At 73.6% G+C, this 16,640-nt stretch carries 16 protein-coding genes; 7 read left to right on the forward strand and 9 right to left on the reverse strand.

All coding sequences use genetic code 11. The annotated features are described in order from the left end of the window. Window positions 1-419 precede the first annotated feature (419 nt). Complete coding sequence (locus tag ACGFZF_RS30380; protein ID WP_393559354.1) at window positions 420-1,907, forward strand: alpha/beta hydrolase; 1,488 nt, start codon at window positions 420-422, stop codon at window positions 1,905-1,907. A gap of 129 nt (window positions 1,908-2,036) precedes the next feature. On the opposite strand, the gene ACGFZF_RS30385 is transcribed toward ACGFZF_RS30380, so the two are convergent. The 3 genes from ACGFZF_RS30385 to ACGFZF_RS30395 all read right to left on the reverse strand — a co-directional run bounded on the left by ACGFZF_RS30385 (window position 2,037) and on the right by ACGFZF_RS30395 (window position 5,566). Further along, complete coding sequence (locus tag ACGFZF_RS30385; protein WP_393559356.1) at window positions 2,037-3,548, reverse strand: PTS transporter subunit EIIC; 1,512 nt, start codon at window positions 3,546-3,548, stop codon at window positions 2,037-2,039. Window positions 3,549-3,586: 38 nt separating this feature from the next. Next, a complete protein-coding gene (gene murQ, locus ACGFZF_RS30390; RefSeq protein ID WP_393559358.1) occupies window positions 3,587-4,519 on the reverse strand; it encodes an N-acetylmuramic acid 6-phosphate etherase in 933 nt (310 codons plus the stop codon). A gap of 93 nt (window positions 4,520-4,612) precedes the next feature. Then, the gene (locus ACGFZF_RS30395) at window positions 4,613-5,566 is read right to left on the reverse strand and encodes a MurR/RpiR family transcriptional regulator (RefSeq protein ID WP_393559360.1); all 954 of its coding nucleotides are present in this window, start codon (window positions 5,564-5,566) and stop codon (window positions 4,613-4,615) included. 125 nt (window positions 5,567-5,691) lie between these two features. On the opposite strand from ACGFZF_RS30395, the gene ACGFZF_RS30400 reads away from it, so the two are divergent. Together ACGFZF_RS30400 and ACGFZF_RS30405 are read left to right on the forward strand one after the other, a co-directional pair. Continuing rightward, on the forward strand, window positions 5,692-6,048 hold the full coding sequence (locus tag ACGFZF_RS30400; RefSeq protein ID WP_393559362.1) for a hypothetical protein: 357 nt from the start codon (window positions 5,692-5,694) through the stop codon (window positions 6,046-6,048). Beyond that, window positions 6,045-6,341, forward strand: coding sequence for a DUF4031 domain-containing protein (locus tag ACGFZF_RS30405; protein ID WP_393559364.1), 297 nt, complete (start codon window positions 6,045-6,047; stop codon window positions 6,339-6,341). The genes ACGFZF_RS30400 and ACGFZF_RS30405 overlap by 4 nt, the downstream gene beginning before the upstream one ends. Before the next feature lie 78 nt (window positions 6,342-6,419). On the opposite strand, the gene ACGFZF_RS30410 is transcribed toward ACGFZF_RS30405, so the two are convergent. Further along, window positions 6,420-7,640, reverse strand: a complete 1,221-nt coding sequence (locus ACGFZF_RS30410) for a Cmx/CmrA family chloramphenicol efflux MFS transporter (protein ID WP_393559774.1) — start codon at window positions 7,638-7,640, stop codon at window positions 6,420-6,422. Between the two features lie 166 nt (window positions 7,641-7,806). Beyond that, window positions 7,807-8,481, reverse strand: a complete 675-nt coding sequence (locus ACGFZF_RS30415) for a hypothetical protein (RefSeq protein WP_393559366.1) — start codon at window positions 8,479-8,481, stop codon at window positions 7,807-7,809. A gap of 274 nt (window positions 8,482-8,755) precedes the next feature. Here ACGFZF_RS30415 and ACGFZF_RS30420 point away from each other — a divergent pair, with 274 nt between their 5' ends. Continuing rightward, the gene (locus ACGFZF_RS30420) at window positions 8,756-9,067 is read left to right on the forward strand and encodes a DUF2087 domain-containing protein (RefSeq protein ID WP_393559368.1); all 312 of its coding nucleotides are present in this window, start codon (window positions 8,756-8,758) and stop codon (window positions 9,065-9,067) included. Beyond that, on the forward strand, window positions 9,064-9,690 hold the full coding sequence (locus tag ACGFZF_RS30425) for a LysE family transporter (RefSeq protein WP_393559370.1): 627 nt from the start codon (window positions 9,064-9,066) through the stop codon (window positions 9,688-9,690). The genes ACGFZF_RS30420 and ACGFZF_RS30425 overlap by 4 nt, the downstream gene beginning before the upstream one ends. Window positions 9,691-9,721: 31 nt before the next feature. On the opposite strand, the gene ACGFZF_RS30430 is transcribed toward ACGFZF_RS30425, so the two are convergent. The 3 genes from ACGFZF_RS30430 to ACGFZF_RS30440 all read right to left on the reverse strand — a co-directional run bounded on the left by ACGFZF_RS30430 (window position 9,722) and on the right by ACGFZF_RS30440 (window position 13,835). Beyond that, window positions 9,722-10,069, reverse strand: coding sequence for a hypothetical protein (locus ACGFZF_RS30430; protein ID WP_393559372.1), 348 nt, complete (start codon window positions 10,067-10,069; stop codon window positions 9,722-9,724). Between the two features lie 1,171 nt (window positions 10,070-11,240). Beyond that, window positions 11,241-13,511, reverse strand: coding sequence for a heavy metal translocating P-type ATPase (locus tag ACGFZF_RS30435; protein WP_393559374.1), 2,271 nt, complete (start codon window positions 13,509-13,511; stop codon window positions 11,241-11,243). 54 nt (window positions 13,512-13,565) lie between these two features. After that, entirely contained in the window at window positions 13,566-13,835 is a 270-nt protein-coding gene (locus tag ACGFZF_RS30440; protein ID WP_393559376.1) for a cation transporter, read from the reverse strand. Between the two features lie 177 nt (window positions 13,836-14,012). Between ACGFZF_RS30440 and ACGFZF_RS30445 the strand changes: the two genes are divergently transcribed. Together ACGFZF_RS30445 and ACGFZF_RS30450 are read left to right on the forward strand one after the other, a co-directional pair. Then, window positions 14,013-14,984: a hypothetical protein gene (locus tag ACGFZF_RS30445; RefSeq protein ID WP_393559378.1), complete on the forward strand. Its 972-nt coding sequence runs from the start codon at window positions 14,013-14,015 to the stop codon at window positions 14,982-14,984. Window positions 14,985-15,038: 54 nt separating this feature from the next. Beyond that, window positions 15,039-15,728 (forward strand): copper homeostasis protein CutC, encoded by a 690-nt coding sequence (locus ACGFZF_RS30450; RefSeq protein WP_147978527.1) that lies wholly within the window; start codon window positions 15,039-15,041, stop codon window positions 15,726-15,728. Between the two features lie 101 nt (window positions 15,729-15,829). Here ACGFZF_RS30450 and ACGFZF_RS30455 read toward each other — a convergent pair whose 3' ends face one another. Continuing rightward, the gene (locus ACGFZF_RS30455) at window positions 15,830-16,597 is read right to left on the reverse strand and encodes an SDR family oxidoreductase (RefSeq protein WP_393559381.1); all 768 of its coding nucleotides are present in this window, start codon (window positions 16,595-16,597) and stop codon (window positions 15,830-15,832) included. Window positions 16,598-16,640: the final 43 nt, after the last annotated feature.

Consider the following 16,640-nt stretch of genomic DNA (forward strand, 5'->3'; position numbering starts at 1 on the left):
CTAAGCCGTGCCCGACTGCCCCATTCAATGGCTGCGCTGAACCACCCCCGGACCCGACGCGGGCCGACGGCGCTGCGCGCCCCCGGCCCCCCGCCCTGGACCCATCCCCCGGGCCGCCCTCCGAGTGTGAAAAGGCGGGTGGAGGCGACGGGTCAAGGGTGGGCGAAGCCCATCGCGCAGCGACGCGACGAGGAACGAGGAGCGCCCTTGAAGCGGCGCCGCAACCCGCCACACTCGGAGAGAGGGCGGCCAACCACCAGAAGTAAACGGGGACCCAGCAGCCCAAGACCCCAAGCCCGCACCCCCTAAGCGCCTCGCTCTCGCCCCCCAAGCCACCCCCACCCCCGGGGGATACCCCCACCCGGGGTCGTCCCGGCTGCCGGATGGGAACGTGAGTGTGCGTCAACAAGGCTTGGCGCATGACGACTTACGCACGCACCAGCCTGGTTCTCGCCCTCTCCGCCGCCGCCGTGGCCGCCTCCCTCACCGTGGCGCGGGCCGCCGCCCCCGTCGGCGGGCTCGACTGGGTGCCCTGCGGGCCCGAGGGCCTCGGCCAGGAGTGCGCCACCCTCTCCGTCCCGCAGGACTACGCCGATCCCGGCGGCCCGACGCTCTCCCTCGCCGTGTCCCGGATCCGCAGCCAGGAGCCCGCGGCGCGCCGCGGCACCCTGATGGTGATCCCCGGCGGCCCCGGCAGCTCCGGGGTCAAGCGGCTGTCGCAGAAGGGCGCGGCGCTGCGGGAGCAGCTCGGCGGCACGTACGACCTGGTGGCGTTCGATCCGCGGGGGGTCGGTGGCAGTTCGACGGCGAGCTGTGGGCTCGACGAGGGCGACCGGCGGCTGGTGACCCTGCGCGGCTGGCCGGCGGCGGACGGCGGGATCGAGGAGAACGTGGCCCGTGCCCGCCGGACCGCGGAGGCGTGCGCGCGCAACGGCGGTGACCGGCTGCGCAGCTTCACCACGGAGAACCAGGCGCGGGACCTGGACCGGCTGCGGCAGGCACTGGGAGAGGAGCGGATCTCGGCGTGGGGCATCTCGTACGGGACGTACGTCGGTGCCGTGTACGCGCAGAAGTACCCGCAGCGCACCGACCGCCTTGTTCTCGACAGCAGCAGCGACCCCGACCCGAAGCGGGTCGCGCGGGGCTGGCTGGAGTACATGGCGGAGGGGGCCGAGGACCGGTTCCCGGACTTCGCCGCCTGGGCGGTGCACCCGGACCGGGACCGGCCGGACCAGCGGCTGCGTCTGGCCGAGCGGGCCGAGGAGGTCAGGCCGCTGGTCCTGGATCTCGCGGCGCGGCTCGACCGGGAGCCGCGGGAGTCCACGACCCCGGGCGTGCCGCTGACCGGCAACGTGTTCCGGCAGGCGCTGCAGAACGCCCTCTACGGCGACGCCGCGTTCCCGGCGCTCGCCCGGCTGGTCCTGGACGCCTCGGCGCGGGACCCGAAGGTGAGGCCGGTGATCCCGCCGGGTCTGGACTCGGCGCTGACCGACCAGGACGCGGCCATCACGGTCGGCGTCATCTGCAACGACGTGAAGTGGCCCGGGTCCGTCCCGGCCCATCGCCGGGCCGTCGCCGCGGACCGGGTCCGGCATCCGCTCACGGCGGGGATGCCGGCCAACATCACTCCGTGTTCCTTCTGGAAGGCACCCGTGGAGAAGCCGGTCCGGATCACCGACCGCGGCCCGTCGAACATCCTGATGGTCCAGGGCCTGCGGGACCCGGCGACCCCCCACGCCGCCGGCCTGAGGATGCGGGCGGCGCTGGGCGACCGGGCGCGTCTCGTCTCGGTCGACCACGGGGGCCACGGCATGTACCTGGGCAACGGCAACGCCTGTGGGGACCGTGCGGTGACGGACTTCCTCCGCACCGGGGAGCGCCCGGCCGCCGACGTCACCTGCCGGTGAGGTGCGCGGGGGCGCCTTCTGACGGTGACGTGTGCCGGGTTCGCCCCGGGGGAACGGGGTGCCGCGCCCGGTGACGCGGCCGAGGGCCGCCCCCGGTGGCGTACCGGGGGCGGCCCTCGTGGGTCCGTGTCAGACCTTCGCGGGTTCGGGTGCGCCCGCGGCCGGGGTGCCCGAGGCGACGGGGACGGTCTCCGGTTCGGTGTCCACGTCGAACTCCTCCAGGAGGGCCTTGCCGAAGCCGAAGAAGTACGTCGCGAGGAAGCCCGCCACGTAGCCGACCAGCAGGCCGCCGGCGTAGATCGCGATCGTCGCGCCGAGGCCCTTGTTGCCGTCGAGGAGCGGGAAGAGCGCCCAGCCCGAGGGGCCGATGGCCGTGGAGCCGACCTTCTCGCCGAGCATGTTGAACAGGCCGACGAAGCCGCCGCCGAACGCGCCGCCGACGCAGGCCGTCACGAACGGGCGGCCCAGCGGGAGCGAGACGCCGTAGATCAGCGGCTCGCCCACGCCCAGGAAGCCCGCGGGGAGCGCCGACCTGATGGTGCGGCGGATCGAGCCGTTGCGCGGCAGCCGGAGGTAGACGGCCATGGCCGCGCCGACCTGGCCGGCGCCGGCCATCGCCAGGATCGGCAGCAGGACGGTGTACCCCTGCTGTTCGATCAGCGTGGTGTGGATGGGGATGAGGGCCTGGTGCAGGCCCAGCATCACGAGCGGCAGGAACAGGCCGCCGAGGACGAAGCCGGCGCCCGCGCCGGCGTTCGCCAGCAGCCAGTCCGCGAAGTCGCCGATGGCGGTCGAGATCTCGCCGGCGACGAACATCAGGCCGAAGATCGTGACCAGACCGGAGAGGAGCACGGTGAGGGTCGGGGTCACCAGGACGTCGAGGGACTCCGGGACCCAGCGGCGGCACCACTTCTCGACGTGCACCGCGAGCACCGCGGCGCCGAGCGCGCCCAGCACACCGCCCTGGCCGGGCGAGAGCGTCTGGCCGAAGGCGTCGATCTTCGCGACGCCGGGGAAGACGATGATCGCCGCGACCGCGCCGCCCAGGATCGGCGTGCCGCCGAACTCCTTGGCGGTGTTGTAGCCGACGAAGACCGCGATCAGTGCCATGAATCCGCTCGCCATCGCGGCGAGGGCGGGCGTCACGGACGGCAGCCAGGCGAGGTTGACCAGCAGGCCGTTGAGGCCGGCGATGATGCCGCAGCCGATGAGGGCGGGGATCAGGGGGACGAAGATGTTCGCGATCCGGCGGAGGAGGAGCTTGAAGGGGGTGGCGTTCCGCTGCTTCCTGGCCGCCCTCAGGGCCGCGCCCTGAGCCGCGAGGTCGTCCGCTCCGTGTGCCGCGGCGCCGACGGTCGCCTGCGCGGGGGACGGCGCCGGGGCGGCGGCGATCAGGGCCTCGAACTCCGGGGTCACGCGGGCGACGGTCCCGGGGCCGAGGACGATCTGGTACGTGTCGTCCTCCACCACACCCATCACGGACGGCAGGGCCCTGAGGGCCTCGTCCTGGACGAGCGAGCGGTCGCGCAGCCCCAGCCGGAGCCGGGTCATGCAGTGGGCCACGGAGTCGATGTTCTGCGCGCCGCCGACGAGCGGGAGGATCGCGGCGGCGATGGCGCGGTTCTTGTCGTCTGTGCTCATGGTGCGGTCGTGCCTTGCTGTGCGGGGGTGGGGGACGTTCAGCGCGCGCCGTCGGCGTGCAGGGCGGCGCGCAGGTGGCCCTGCGAGTCGGTGAGGCGCTGGTCGGCGGCCTTGGCATCGATGTCGGCGAGGATCATCAGGATGGCGGTCTTCACCTCGCCGTCCGCGGCGGCCAGGGCGGTCTCGATCTGCTCGTCGGGGGCGCCGGTGGCGAGGGAGACGATCCGCCGCGAGCGGGCCCGGAGCTTCTCGTTGGAGGCGCGGACGTCGACCATGAGGTTCCCGTACGTCTTCCCGAGCCGGATCATCGTGATCGTCGAGATCATGTTGAGGACCAGCTTCTGCGCCGTACCGGCTTTCAGCCGGGTCGACCCGGTGAGCAGTTCGGGGCCGGTGACGACCTCGATCCCGTGCTCGGCGGCGGCGGCCAGCGCGCTGTCCGCGTTGCACGACAGGCCGATCGTGAGCGCCCCGGCCGCGCGGGCGTGCTCGACGGCGCCGATGGCGTACGGGGTGCGGCCGGAGGCGGAGATGCCGACCACGGTGTCGTGCTCGGTCAGGCCGAGCGCGGCGAGGTCCTCGGCGGCGAGCTCCTTGGAGTCCTCCGCGCCCTCGACCGCCTTCACCATCGCCGAGGGCCCGCCCGCGATCAGGCCGACGACCTCGGAGGGGTCGGTGTTGAACGTCGGGGGGCACTCGCTCGCGTCGAGGACGCCGAGCCGGCCGGCGGTGCCGGCGCCGGCGTAGACGAGCCGCCCGCCGCGGGCCATGCGGGCGGCGGTGGCGTCGATCGCGGCGGCGATCTCCGGCAGCCGGGCGGCGACCGCGGCGGGGACGGCGGCGTCCTCGGCGTTCATCAGGGCGGCGATCTCGGCGGTGGGCAGCCGGTCGATGTCGGCCAGCTCGGGGCGGAAGGCCTCGGTGGCGAGCGTGGCCAGCTGCGCCTGGAGGTGGCTGTACGCGGAAGTCATCGTGGTGCGGCTCTTTCGGTGCTTCGGCGTCGTCGTTGACGCCGTCGGCGGGTTCAGCGGGTGTGTCTCGTGCGGGATTCGGCGGGCGGGGCGTCAGCGGGTGCGCGGTGAGTGCCGGTGGGCCAGGGCTTCGTACGAGGCCGCGAGGGCAGGGGCGGCCGTCTCGTACGTGCGTTGGGTGACGCAGGTGAACAGGCAGTCCACGACGAGCAGCTGGCTGGTACGGGACGACATGGCCGCGGGGCGCAGCTCGCTCTCGCGGGCTGTGGAGGTGGTGAGGATGTGGTCGGCGTACTGCGTGACCGGCCCGTCCGGGCGGCCGGTGATCGCGACCGTGGTGGCGCCGTGGTCGAAGGCGACCCGCAGCGGTTCTATGACGTCGCCGGTCGAGCCGGAGTGGGTGATGGCGATGGCGACGTCGCCGGAGCGGAGCTGTACGGCGTTGGTGACGGCGAGGTGCGGGTCGCTGTGGGCGTGCGCGAGCAGGCCGATGCGCAGCAGTTTCTGGCCGAGGTCCTGGGCGACGAGACCGGAGGCGCCGACGCCGTAGATGTCGATGCGGCGGGCGGTCGCCAGTGCGGCGACGGCGGCGCCGAGCTGGACGGTGTCGAGTCCGGCGGCCGTGTCGGCGAGGGTCTGCTGCTCGTCGTAGGCCAGCTTGGCGACCACGTCGGCGACCGGGTCGTCGACGGCGATGTCGGCGGTGACGGAGGGAGCGCGGCCGGACTGCTGCTGGGCGGCGAGGCCGGCCAGGGCGAGCCGCAGATCGCGGTAGCCGGGGTAGCCGAGGAGGCGGGCCGTACGGACGACGGTCGCCTCGCTGGTGCCGGTGAGTTCGGCGAGACCGGTGACCGTGAGGGCGGCGCAGCCGGCCGGGTCGCCGGCGACGGCTTCGGCGACCCGCTGCATCGAGCGGGTCATGGACGGGGCGAGGGTGCGCACCTTGGCCGCGAGGGCGGCGGGCGCGGGCGGGGCGCTGACGGCCCCGGCGGCGGTACTCGGTCTGCCGCCCGCCCCGTTGAAAATTTCCTTCACGTCATTGGTCACGCTTGAAAGATATTTTCGGGAGCGGGGGGCGTCAAGACCTCTTCGGGCCCGGATGCGGCAGGACCCTCGTCCTCGGACCCGGAGACGGCCTTCGTGCCCGGGGCGAGTGGGGAGACAATGACTGCATGGACGACATCGACCCCCTGGAGCAGGCTCTCCATACCGCCCGCGCCCTGGTCCTCGCCGATCTGGCGGCTCGCGACGTGGCCGCGGCCGAGGTCGTCTCGATGGTGGAGGACTCGGTCACCCACCGCCGGTGGTGGGCCGAGCAGTGGCCCGAGGGCATCACGTACGTCGCCGGTCTCGTCGCCCAGGACGTCCAGGACGCCCTGCTGGAGCGCTACGGCCGCTGGCCGCTGTGCCCGGTCTGCTCCGCCGGTGACCCGCACGCCCTGGACGTCGAACCGGAGCTCGGCCCCGACCCGCACTGGGTCTGCGGCAAGGCGGGCGTGGTCGTCGCCCCGGTCGGCGGACTGACGTGACGCTCTTCATCGACCCGCCGACCTGGCCCGGGCACGGACGCATGTGGTCGCACCTGGTCAGCGACGTCTCCCACGAGGAACTGCACGCCTTCGCCGCCTCGATCGGCGCCCCGCCCCGCGCCTTCGAGCGCGACCACTACGACATCCCGTCGGAGCGGTACGCGGACGCCGTCGCGGCCGGCGCGGTCGAGATCGGATCGAAGGAGCTGGTCCGCCGGATCACCGACGCGGGGCTGCGGCGGCCGAAGGGCCGTCCGGCGCCCGGCGAGACGCTGCCGCGCCAGGACGTGTAGCCCCGGCCGACCGGGCAGGGCCGGTGCCCGTCGCCCCGGGTAGGACGCCGCCGGCCGGGTCGCGCGGGCGCAGCCGGCTCAGTGGGAGGCGGAAGCGGACGGGGTGCGGTCCTCCGGCCGGGCCGCGGAGGCGGCCACGATGTGGCTGGTCGAGGTCCGGCGGTGAAGGCGCAGGGCCACGACGACCGTGCCGAGCGCCGCGACCGTCATCGCCGCTCCCGCCCACGCCGTCGCCGCGAAGCCGAGGTCCGCGTCGATCACCGTGCCGCCGAGCCAGGGGCCGCCGGTGTTGCCGAGGTTGAACGCCGCGGTGGTCGTGGCGGCCGCGAGGGTCGGCGCGGCGCCCGCCACGTTGAACATGCGGGCGTTGAGGGCCGGGGCCGTGTAGAAGCACGAGACGCCGAGCAGGAACGTCAGCGTGATCGTGGCCACCGGGCTGGAGGCGAGGAGGGCCAGGCCGGCCAGGAAGACCGTCGATGCCGTGATGCCGCTGAGCAGGACCCCGAAGAGGTGCGCGTCGGCGACCCGGCCGCCGATGTACGTACCGAGCAGCGCGCCGACGCCGAACAGCGCGAGGACACCGGAGACCCAGCCCGCGTCGAGCCCCGAGACGTCGGTGAGCAGCGGGGCGAGGTAGGAGAAGGCGCAGAAGACGCCACCGGCGGCGAGCGCGGTGACGAGGATCGAGAGCAGCACCTGACGGTCGCGGTAGATGACGAGCTCGCGGCGGAGCACGGGCTTCGTCTCGGGCAGCGGGATGTGCGGGATCCGGGTGACCACGCCGACCAGTGCGATCGCGGAGGCGAGCGCCACCGCCCAGAACGCGGAGCGCCAGCCGAGGTGCTCGCCGAGGAAGGCGCCCGCCGGGACGCCGAGGACGTTGGCGATCGACAGACCGCCGATCATGACCGCCATCGCCTTGGCCCGGGCGCCGACCGGGACCATCGCGATGGCGACGGCGGCGCCGAGCGCCCAGAACCCGGCGCAGGCGAGGGCGCTCACCACCCGGGACGCGAAGAGGACGGCGTAGTTCGGGGCGAGCGCGCCGGCGACCTGGCCGAGCCCGAAGACGCTGATCAGGGCGATGAGCGTGGTCTTGCGGGGGAGGCGGAGGGTCGCGACGGCGAGCAGCGGGGCGCCGACGACCATGCCGATGGCGAAGGCGGAGATGAGCAGGCCGGCGCGGGGGATCGAGACGTTCATGTCGTCGGCGATGGACGACAGCAGGCCGGACAGCATGAACTCGCTCGTGCCGAGCGCGAAGACGGAGAGGCCGAGGATGTAGACGGCCAAGGGCATGCGGGTGGCGGCGGGGGCGGCGGCGGGCTCGGCAGGCAAAGACGGCATGACATGGGTCAACCGGGGTTTTGTGCCTGTCATTCCCCGGGGCCGGAGTGTCTTGGCATGTGGACAGCGGGGGCGTCAGCCCCACCCCGCCCGGCGCCGGGCGGGATGGGGGACGGGATCAGGGAGTCGTCAGGGCCTTGAACTCACGCTCCATGTTGCCGCGGGCCGCCGACTCCCAGGCGGCCGCACCGTAGGGCGTACGGAAGAGGCGGGGCAGCGACAGCAGGTGGCGAAGGACCGCGGCGCGGCCCTCGCGGAAGGCGTCCTCCGGGACGAACGCGTACTCCTCGCGGACCGCCGCGGTGTACCTCGCGTAGGTGTCCGGAGCGCTCGCCAGGATCGCCAGGTCCGCGTCGCACAGGGCCTCGCCGTTGATGTCGCCGTCGGCCGGGTCGTGGCTGACGGTCAGCCGCACCAGGCGCGCCACCTCCGCCACCTCGTGCACCGTGAGGCCCGCCTCGGTCAGGGCCTTCTCGGCCAGCACCGCCGAGCGTTCCTCGTTCTCGGAGCGGTCCGGGCGGTAGACCGCGTCGTGGAACCAGGCGGCCAGCCTGACGAGCTCCAACTCCCCGCCCTCGCCCCCGAGGTCGGCCAGCTCGTCGATGCGGTCCAGGACCGCTCGCAGGTGGTCCACCGTGTGGTATCTCCGCTGCGGCTCGGCCCAGCGGGCCAGCAGGTTCCGGCCGTACGGGAGAGGGTCCGGCCCCTCGCGGCCGGCACGCGCGGCGCGCAGCGTCGAGGTCCAGCGCAGGAGCAGCTCGGGGTCGTGTGCGTGCTCTTCATCGGCGGTCATGAGAAGCATTCTGCCGCTCCCGCGCACGGAAGCGCGGCTTCCGAGGCCCTTCCCCGTGCCTGCCGAGTCCATACCCCGCGCGGGTATGAAAGCCTTCCTGTGCGGGGGCAGGACGATCCACCCGGCCCAGGGGCGACGGTCCGCCGCCGCGGTGCGTCCGGATCCGCCCTCGCTGCCGCCGCGCAGGTCGTCCGGGGCCACCGGAACGCGAGCCGTGGCGGACGGACCGAAAACCCGTTGCCGGAACCGGCCGCCGGACGCCAGTCTTCCGCGCATGGACACCCCACCCGCACCGCGCCTCGTCGCCGACCTCTTCGCCGCCGACGGACGCCTGAAGGCCATCCCTCGCAAGCCCGCCCGACGCGAGCAGCTCCTCGACCATCTCGCCGAGTCGCTCTTCGAGCCGGCCCGCTCCTACACCGAGCGCGAGGTCAACGAGGCCCTGCTCACCGTCCACGGCGACTTCCCGGCCCTGCGCCGCTACCTCGTGATCGGCGGCCAGCTGGCCCGTACGAAGGACGGCTCGGCCTACCGCCGACAGCAGCAGACCGGCTCCCCCGAAGGCACTATCCGCTCCGTCGCGTGACCGGCGCGCTCGTGGCCGGCCTGGTGGCCGGCTACGGCATCGCGATCCCGGTCGGCGCGGTCGGCGCCTACCTCGTGGCCGTCACCGCCCGCACCGGCTGGCGTACGGGCGCGGGGGCGGCACTCGGCGTCGCCACGGCCGACGGGCTGTACGCGCTCGTCGCGGTCCTCGGCGGCTCGGCGCTCGTGCCGCTGCTCACGCCCGTCATGACCCCGCTGCGCTGGGTCTCGGCCGTGGTCCTCGTGGCCCTGGCGGCCCGTGCCGCGTGGACGGCGCTCCGCGCCTACCGGATCCGTGACGGCGCGACGAGGGACGACGGCAAGGATCCGCTCACCCCGCTGCGCGCCTATCTGACCTTCCTCGGCATCACGGTCCTGAACCCGATGACGGTGATCTACTTCGTGGCCCTGATCCTGGCCACCGGACCCGGAGCCCCGACCACCGCGGTGGACCAGACGGCCTTCGTACTGGCCGCGGTCACCGCCTCGGCGAGCTGGCAGCTCTTCCTGGCCGGCGGTGGCGCGCTCCTGGGTCGAGGCCTCACGGGACCACGGGGCCGACTGGTGACGGCCCTGCTGTCGAGCGCACTGATCGCGGGACTGGCGGTCGCGCTGGTGGCGTAGGCGGGGTGGCAGCGCGAGGGCTGGGGAGCCCCTAGCGGGCGCCGCGTTCGCGGGTGGTGAGCAGTACGAAGCCGGCGGCGGCCGCCATCGCGCCCGCGGCCATGAGGCCCTGCCGGGATCGGTAGGACAGGACGGACCAGCGCGACTGCGCGGACAGGACGGAACCGACGCTCAGCCAGGAACCGGCTGAGGCGAAGGAGAGGGCGGAGCCGATCGAACCGACGGACAGGGCGCTGCCGACGGACCCGATGGACAGGACCGACCCGACGGACCCGATGGACAGCACGGAGCCCACGGACCCGATGGAGAGCACGGAGTCCCTCGACCAGAGGGAGAGGGAGGGGGATAGGGGCGAGTCGGTCTGCTGGCTCGGGCGCATGGGGTGATCGTAAGCAGGGAGAGGGTCTGGGGGCGGTGGCTGGAGGCTGGGGGCTTGGTGTCGGCGGGTCTTGGGGGGTGCTGGTCTTGGGCTCTTGGGGCTGGGCGGTCTTGGTTGGTTTCTGGTGGTTGGCCGCCCTCTCTCCGAGTGTGGCAGCCGGGTCCGTGCCCTCAAGGGCGCTCCTTCGTCGCGTCGCTGCGCGATGGGCTGCGCCCACCCTTGACCGCCCGGTCCCGGCTGCCTTTTCACACTCGGAGGGCGGCCCGGGGAGGGGCCAGGCGGGGGGCGCGCATTTCCTGGGCGCCGTAGGCGGCCGAAGGCTTTCGGGGTGGCTTCCCGCTCCCATTGAATGGGGTGACCCGGCACGGCTTAGCGGGTGCCACTCGTCTCTCGGCTGGGATTCATGCCCCGCTGGTCACTCTCCGGTGGGGGTGAAGCCGAATCCGCAGCCAGCATTGCTAGGACGGGCCAGGGGCATGGGCCGCACGGGGCGGCAGACCGTGCGGATCGCATCCGTCCCACCAGTCTCATCGCCGGTCCGGGATCGGCTGCCCGATGACGCTACGGCGTACATTAAGCCCCCCGAGAGTCCGATATCACCCGTAAAGTCCCATATCCCGTCCAGTTACCACGGGTAATGTACGCGCTAGCGTCCTTCGGGAGTCCCACTTGCCAGCGAAGGATCCGGACCGGGTGGACGAGGCCCGCTTGAGGCGTCGACTCTCCAAGGGGTCTCGGATTTGGCTTTGCCCCATCGGACATTGACCAGCGGGGCATGAATCCCAGCCAGGAATCGAGTCGCATCCGCTAAGCCGTGCCCGACTGCCCCATTCAATGGCTGCGCTGAACCACCCCAAGACAGACGGCCGCCGACGGCGCCCGAGAGGCACCGGCCCCCCGCCCTGGACCCCCTCCCCGGGCCGCCCTCCGAGTGTGAAAAGGCGGGTGGAGGCGACGGGTCAAGGGTGGGCGCAGCCCATCGCGCAGCGACGCGACGAGGAACGAGGAGCGCCCTTGATGCGGCGCCGTGACCCGCCACACTCGGAGAGAGGGCGGCCAACCACCAGAAGCAAACCAAGACCGGCCCACCCCAAGAGCCAGGACCCGCACCCCCCAAGCCCCTCCTCCCTCGCCCCCCGCCGAGGCCACCCCCTCCCCCCCGACACCCCCCTCACCTGTCCGTGGGCTGGAAGCCGCGCAGGCGCAGGCTGTTGCCGACCACGAAGACCGAGGAGAAGGCCATGGCGGCGCCCGCGATCATCGGGTTGAGCAGTCCGGCCGCGGCGAGTGGCAGGGCGGCGATGTTGTAGGCGAAGGCCCAGAAGAGGTTGGAGCGGATCGTGCCGAGGGTCCGGCGGGAGAGGCGGATCGCGTCGGCCGCGGCCCGCAGGTCCCCCCGTACGAGCGTCAGGTCGCCGGCCTCGATGGCGGCGTCCGTGCCCGTGCCCATCGCCAGTCCCAGGTCGGCCTGGGCGAGTGCGGCCGCGTCGTTGATGCCGTCGCCGACCATGGCCACGCTGCGGCCTTCGGTCTGGAGCCTCTTGACGACGTCGACCTTGTCCTGGGGCATGACCTCGGCGATCACCTCGCCGATGCCGACCTCGGCGGCGACGGCCCGGGCGACGGCCTCGTTGTCGCCGGTGAGGAGGATCGGCTTCAGCCCCAGCGCGCGCAGTCGGCGGATCGCTTCGGCGCTCGTCTCCTTGACGGCGTCGGCGACCTCCAGGACCGCGCGGGCCTGACCGTCCCAGGCGACCGCGATGGCGGTCCGGCCGGCTTGCTCGGCCTCGTCCTTGGCGGACTTGAGGGCCGGGGGCAGTTCCATCGCCCATTCGGCGAGCAGCTTCTCGCGGCCGACCAGCACGGCGTGGCCCTCGACGACGCCCTGGACGCCGAGTCCGGGGACGTTGGCGAAGTCCTCGGGGGTGGGCAGAACGCCGACGCGGGCGGCGGCGCCGGTGGCGACGGCCTGGGCGATCGGGTGTTCGGAGGAGTGCTCCAGGGCGCCGGCGAGGCGCAGGACGTCGGTCTCCGCGATCCCGTCGGCGGTGTGGACGGCGAGGAGTGTCATCCGGCCGGTGGTGACGGTGCCGGTCTTGTCCAGGACGATCGTGTCGACGCGGCGGGTCGTCTCCAGGACCTCGGGGCCCTTGATGAGGATGCCGAGCTGGGCGCCGCGGCCGGTGCCGACCATGAGGGCGGTCGGTGTGGCGAGTCCGAGGGCGCAGGGGCAGGCGATGATCAGGACGGCGACGGCGGCGGTGAAGGCGGCGGTCAGCCCGGCGCCGGTGCCGAGCCAGAAGCCGAGGGTGCCGAGCGCGAGGGCGATGACGACGGGGACGAAGACGGCCGAGATCCGGTCGGCGAGGCGCTGGGCGGCGGCCTTGCCGTTCTGGGCGTCCTCGACGAGTTTGGCCATCCGGGCCAGTTGGGTGTCGGAGCCGACGCGGGTGGCCTCGACGACGAGCCGGCCGCCGGCGTTCAGGGTGGCGCCCGTGACGGTGTCGCCGACGGAGACCTCGACGGGTACGGACTCGCCGGTGAGCATGGAGGCGTCCACCGCGGAGGAGCCCTCGACGACGGTGCCGTCCGTGGCGATCTTCTCGCCGGGGCGGACGAGGAAGCGGGTGCCGACCTGGAGTTCGGTCGTCGGGACGGTGACCTCCCGGCCGTCGCGCAGGACGGTGACCTCCTTGGCGCCGAGTTGCATCAGTGCCTTGAGCGCGGCGCCGGCCTTGCGCTTGGAGCGGGCCTCGAAGTAGCGGCCGGCCAGGATGAAGGCGGTGACGCCGGCCGCGGCCTCCAGGTAGATGTTCCCGGCGCCGTCGGTGCGGGCGATCGTGAACTCGAAGGGGTGCGTCATTCCCGGCGTCCCCGCTGTGCCGAGGAACAGGGCCCACAGCGACCAGAGGAACGCGGCGATCGTGCCGACGGAGATCAGGGTGTCCATCGTGGCGGCGCCGTGCCGGGCGTTGGTCCAGGCTGCCTTGTGGAAGGGCCAGGCGGCGTAGACGACGACGGGTGCGGCGAGGGTGAGGCTGAGCCACTGCCAGTACTCGATCTGGAGGGCGGGGACCATGGCCATGGCGATGACGGGGACGGCGAGTGTGACGGCGGTGACGAGCCGCTGCCGCAGCGGGCGCAGTTCCTCGTCCGCCCGCTTCTCGTCGTCGGTGTCGTCCCTGTCGGCGGTCTCGTCGGCGCGGGCTCCGGTGCGTGGCTCGGCCGCGGTGTAGCCGGTGGCTTCGACGGTGGCGATGAGGTCGGCGACGGAGACGTCCGTGGCGAAGGTGACCTTGGCCTTCTCGGTGGCGTAGTTGACGGTGGCGTCGACCCCGTCCATGCGGTTGAGCTTCTTCTCGATGCGGGCCGCGCAGGAGGCGCAGGTCATGCCGCCGATGGCGAGCTCGACCTGGGTGGCGCCGGGAGCGGTGGTGGTCATGGGGGCCTCTCTGTGTCGGGGCGGTTCGTCTCCGGGGCGCGGGGCGCCGGGCGGTCAGGCGCGGCCGGTCAGTGTGTAGCCGGCGTCGTCGATCGCGGCGGCGATCGCCGTGTCGTCGGGTGCGCCGCCGGTGGTGACGGTGACCAGGCCGCCCGGTACGTCGACGTCGACGGAGGTGACGTCGACGAGTGCGCCGACGGCCTCGGTGACGGCGGTCCTGCAGTGGCCGCAGCTCATTCCGGCGACGGTGTACGTGGTGGTGGCCGTGGCGGTGGTGGTGGCGATGGTGGTCGGGCGGGCGGCGTCGGGGGTGCAGCAGGACATGGGGTTCCTCCTCGGTTCTGCATCATCTGTATACCCCTGGGGGGTATCAAGGTCTGCTCCATGTATACCCCCGGCCGGTATTCCGCGCAAGCGTCTCCCTCGCCTTGACTTGATACCCCCTAGGGGTATGGTGAAGGGCATCGCACGGATCGGTCACCCAGGCACGGGAGAGCTGTCATGAACACCGGGATGAAGATCACCGCCTTCGCTGCGGCCCTCGCCGCGACCTTCGGGACCGCGTACGGCGTCGGCCAGGGCATCGGACCCGTGGCCGAGCCGGCGGCGGCCGCGCACGGGGAACACGCGGCGCCCGCGGAACCGGACGAGGGTGCCGCGCACGCGGGACACGGCGAGGGGGCCGCGAACGCGCCGGCGGCCGGGGGTCTGCAGGTGTCGGAGGGCGGCTACACGCTGGTGCTGGAGACGCCCCGGCCGGCCGTGGGCCGTAGCGTGCTGAGGTTCGCGGTCGAGGACGGCGCCGGCCGGAAGGTCACCGCCTACACGACCGAGCACGGCAAGGAGCTCCACTTCATCGTCGCCTCCCGCGACCTGACGGTCTATCGCCACCTGCACCCCGTGCGGGCGGCCGACGGGACCTGGTCGACGCCGGTCGACCTGCCCGCGGCGGGCGGATACAAGGTGTTCGCCGACTTCAAGCCCGCGGTGAAGGGGGCCGAGGGCGTCACGCTCGGCGCCGACCTGTCCGTACCGGGGGCGTACGCGCCGCGACCGCTGCCGGCCGCCGAGCGGACGGCCGTCGTGGACGGGTACCGCGTCACCCTGGGCGGGACGCTGGACCCGGGCAAGCCGGGGGAGCTGCGGCTCACCGTCGCCAAGGGCGGCCGTCCCGTCACGGACCTGGAGCCCTACCTCGGTGCGTACGGCCACCTCGTCGCGCTCCGGGACGGCGACCTCGCCTACCTCCACGTCCACCCCAACGAGGGCGGTCCGGGCCCGGTCGTCTCGTTCACGGCGACGGCGCCGAGCGCGGGCACGTACCGCCTCTTCCTCGACTTCCGGCACGACGGGAAGGTGCGCACGGCGGCCTTCACGGTGCGTGCCGGCGCGGGGGCCGGTGCGGGCGCCCCGTCCGCGCCGGTGCCGTCGGGGAGTGCCACGCACGATGCGGGCGGGCACGCGCACGGCTAGGCTGGTCATTGGACTAGACCTGTAGTAGCCGTCATCCGTGGAGGAATGGGCTCAATGAGCAACCGTGCAGTGCTGGAGGTGATCGCCCTCGACGAGGAGGACGCGGTCGCGGCCCAGGCCGGTGGGGCGGACCGCCTCGAGCTGGTCACCGACATGGCGGCGGACGGGCTGACCCCGTCCCGGGCCGGCTTCACGGCGATCCGCGCCGCGGTGGACATCCCGCTGCGCGTGATGCTCAGACTGACCGACGGCTTCGCCGCCGGCGACGTGGACGCCCTGGTGGGCCGTGCGCGCGAGCTGCGGGAGGCGGGCGCGGACGAATTCGTCCTCGGTTTCCTGACGGCCGACGGTTCGCCCGACCTGGTCGCCGTGGAGCGGCTCCTCGCCGTCCTGGACGGCTGCCGCTGGACCTTCCACCGCGCGATCGACCGCGCCGACGACCGCGACGGGCTGCGCAAGCTGCTCGCGGACCTGCCGGGCCTGGACACCTACCTCACGGCCGGTGCGGCGACCGGTGTCGACGACGGGCTCCCCGTCCTGCGCGCCGAGGCGGCCCGCGCCGGTGAACCGGGCTACGAGCCCCGGATCCTCGTCGGCGGCGGCCTGCGCCTCGACCATCTCCCGACCCTGCGGGCCGCCGGCCTGAACGCCTTCCACATCGGCGGCGCGGCCCGCCCGCTGGGCTGGGCGGCACCGGTCTCCACGGACGCGGTCCGCGCCTGGCGGGTGGCGATCGACGCCTAGGGGGTGTCCGGGCGGTCTTCTCGGGCCCGGGAAGACCGCCCGGACAGGACCTGGACGCCCGTCTCGGCGGGGCCGCCGGAAGCGGTCCCGCCGTCGGCGGTTCAGCGTCCTCCGGCGACCCGCAGGATCGTGCCCGTCGTGTAGGAGGCGTCCTCGGACAGCAGCCAGGCGACCGCGGACGCGATCTCCGACGGGCGGCCCGGGCGGCGCAGCGGGATCGTCGGGGCGGCCCGGGCCGGACGGTCGGGGGCGCCCATCGCCGCGTGCATGTCCGTGTCGATCAGGCCGGGCGCGACCGCGTTGACCCGGACGCCGTCCGGGCCGAGCTCCTTGGACAAGCCGACGGTCAGCGCGTCGGCCGCCGCCTTCGTCGCCGCGTAGTGGACGTAGTCGCCGGGGCTGCCCAGCGTGGCCGCGGCGGAGGAGACGTTCACGATCGCCCCGCCGCCCCGGGCGGCCATGTCCCGGGCGGCGCGCCGGCAACACAGCAGGTAGCCGAGGAGGTTGACCTCCACCACCCGCCGCAGGTCCGCCGTCCGCGCGTCCGCCAGCCGCCCCAGCGGCCCGGTCACGCCCGCATTGTTCACCAGGCCCGTCACCGGCCGTCCGAACGCGGCCGCCGCCGTGTCGAAGAGCCGCTCCACGTCCGCCTCGACGGACGTGTCCACGCGGACGACGGCGCACCTCGCGCCGGCCTCGCGGACCGTGCGGGCCGTCGATTCGGCCGCCGCGGAGTCGCGCACGTAGCCGAGCACCAGGTCGTGGCCGTCGGCCGCCAGCCGTACGCAGGTCGCCGCGCCGATCCCGCGGCTGCCCCCGGTGACGACCGTGACCGGCCGTGCGGCCCGGGGGAGTTCCGTACCGGACATCAGGTCCACCTCTCTCGTGGTCGCGCCGCCCCCACGGTAATTC

The sequence above is a fragment of the Streptomyces sp. NPDC048338 genome (assembly GCF_043201055.1).
Lineage (GTDB): Bacteria > Actinomycetota > Actinomycetes > Streptomycetales > Streptomycetaceae > Streptomyces.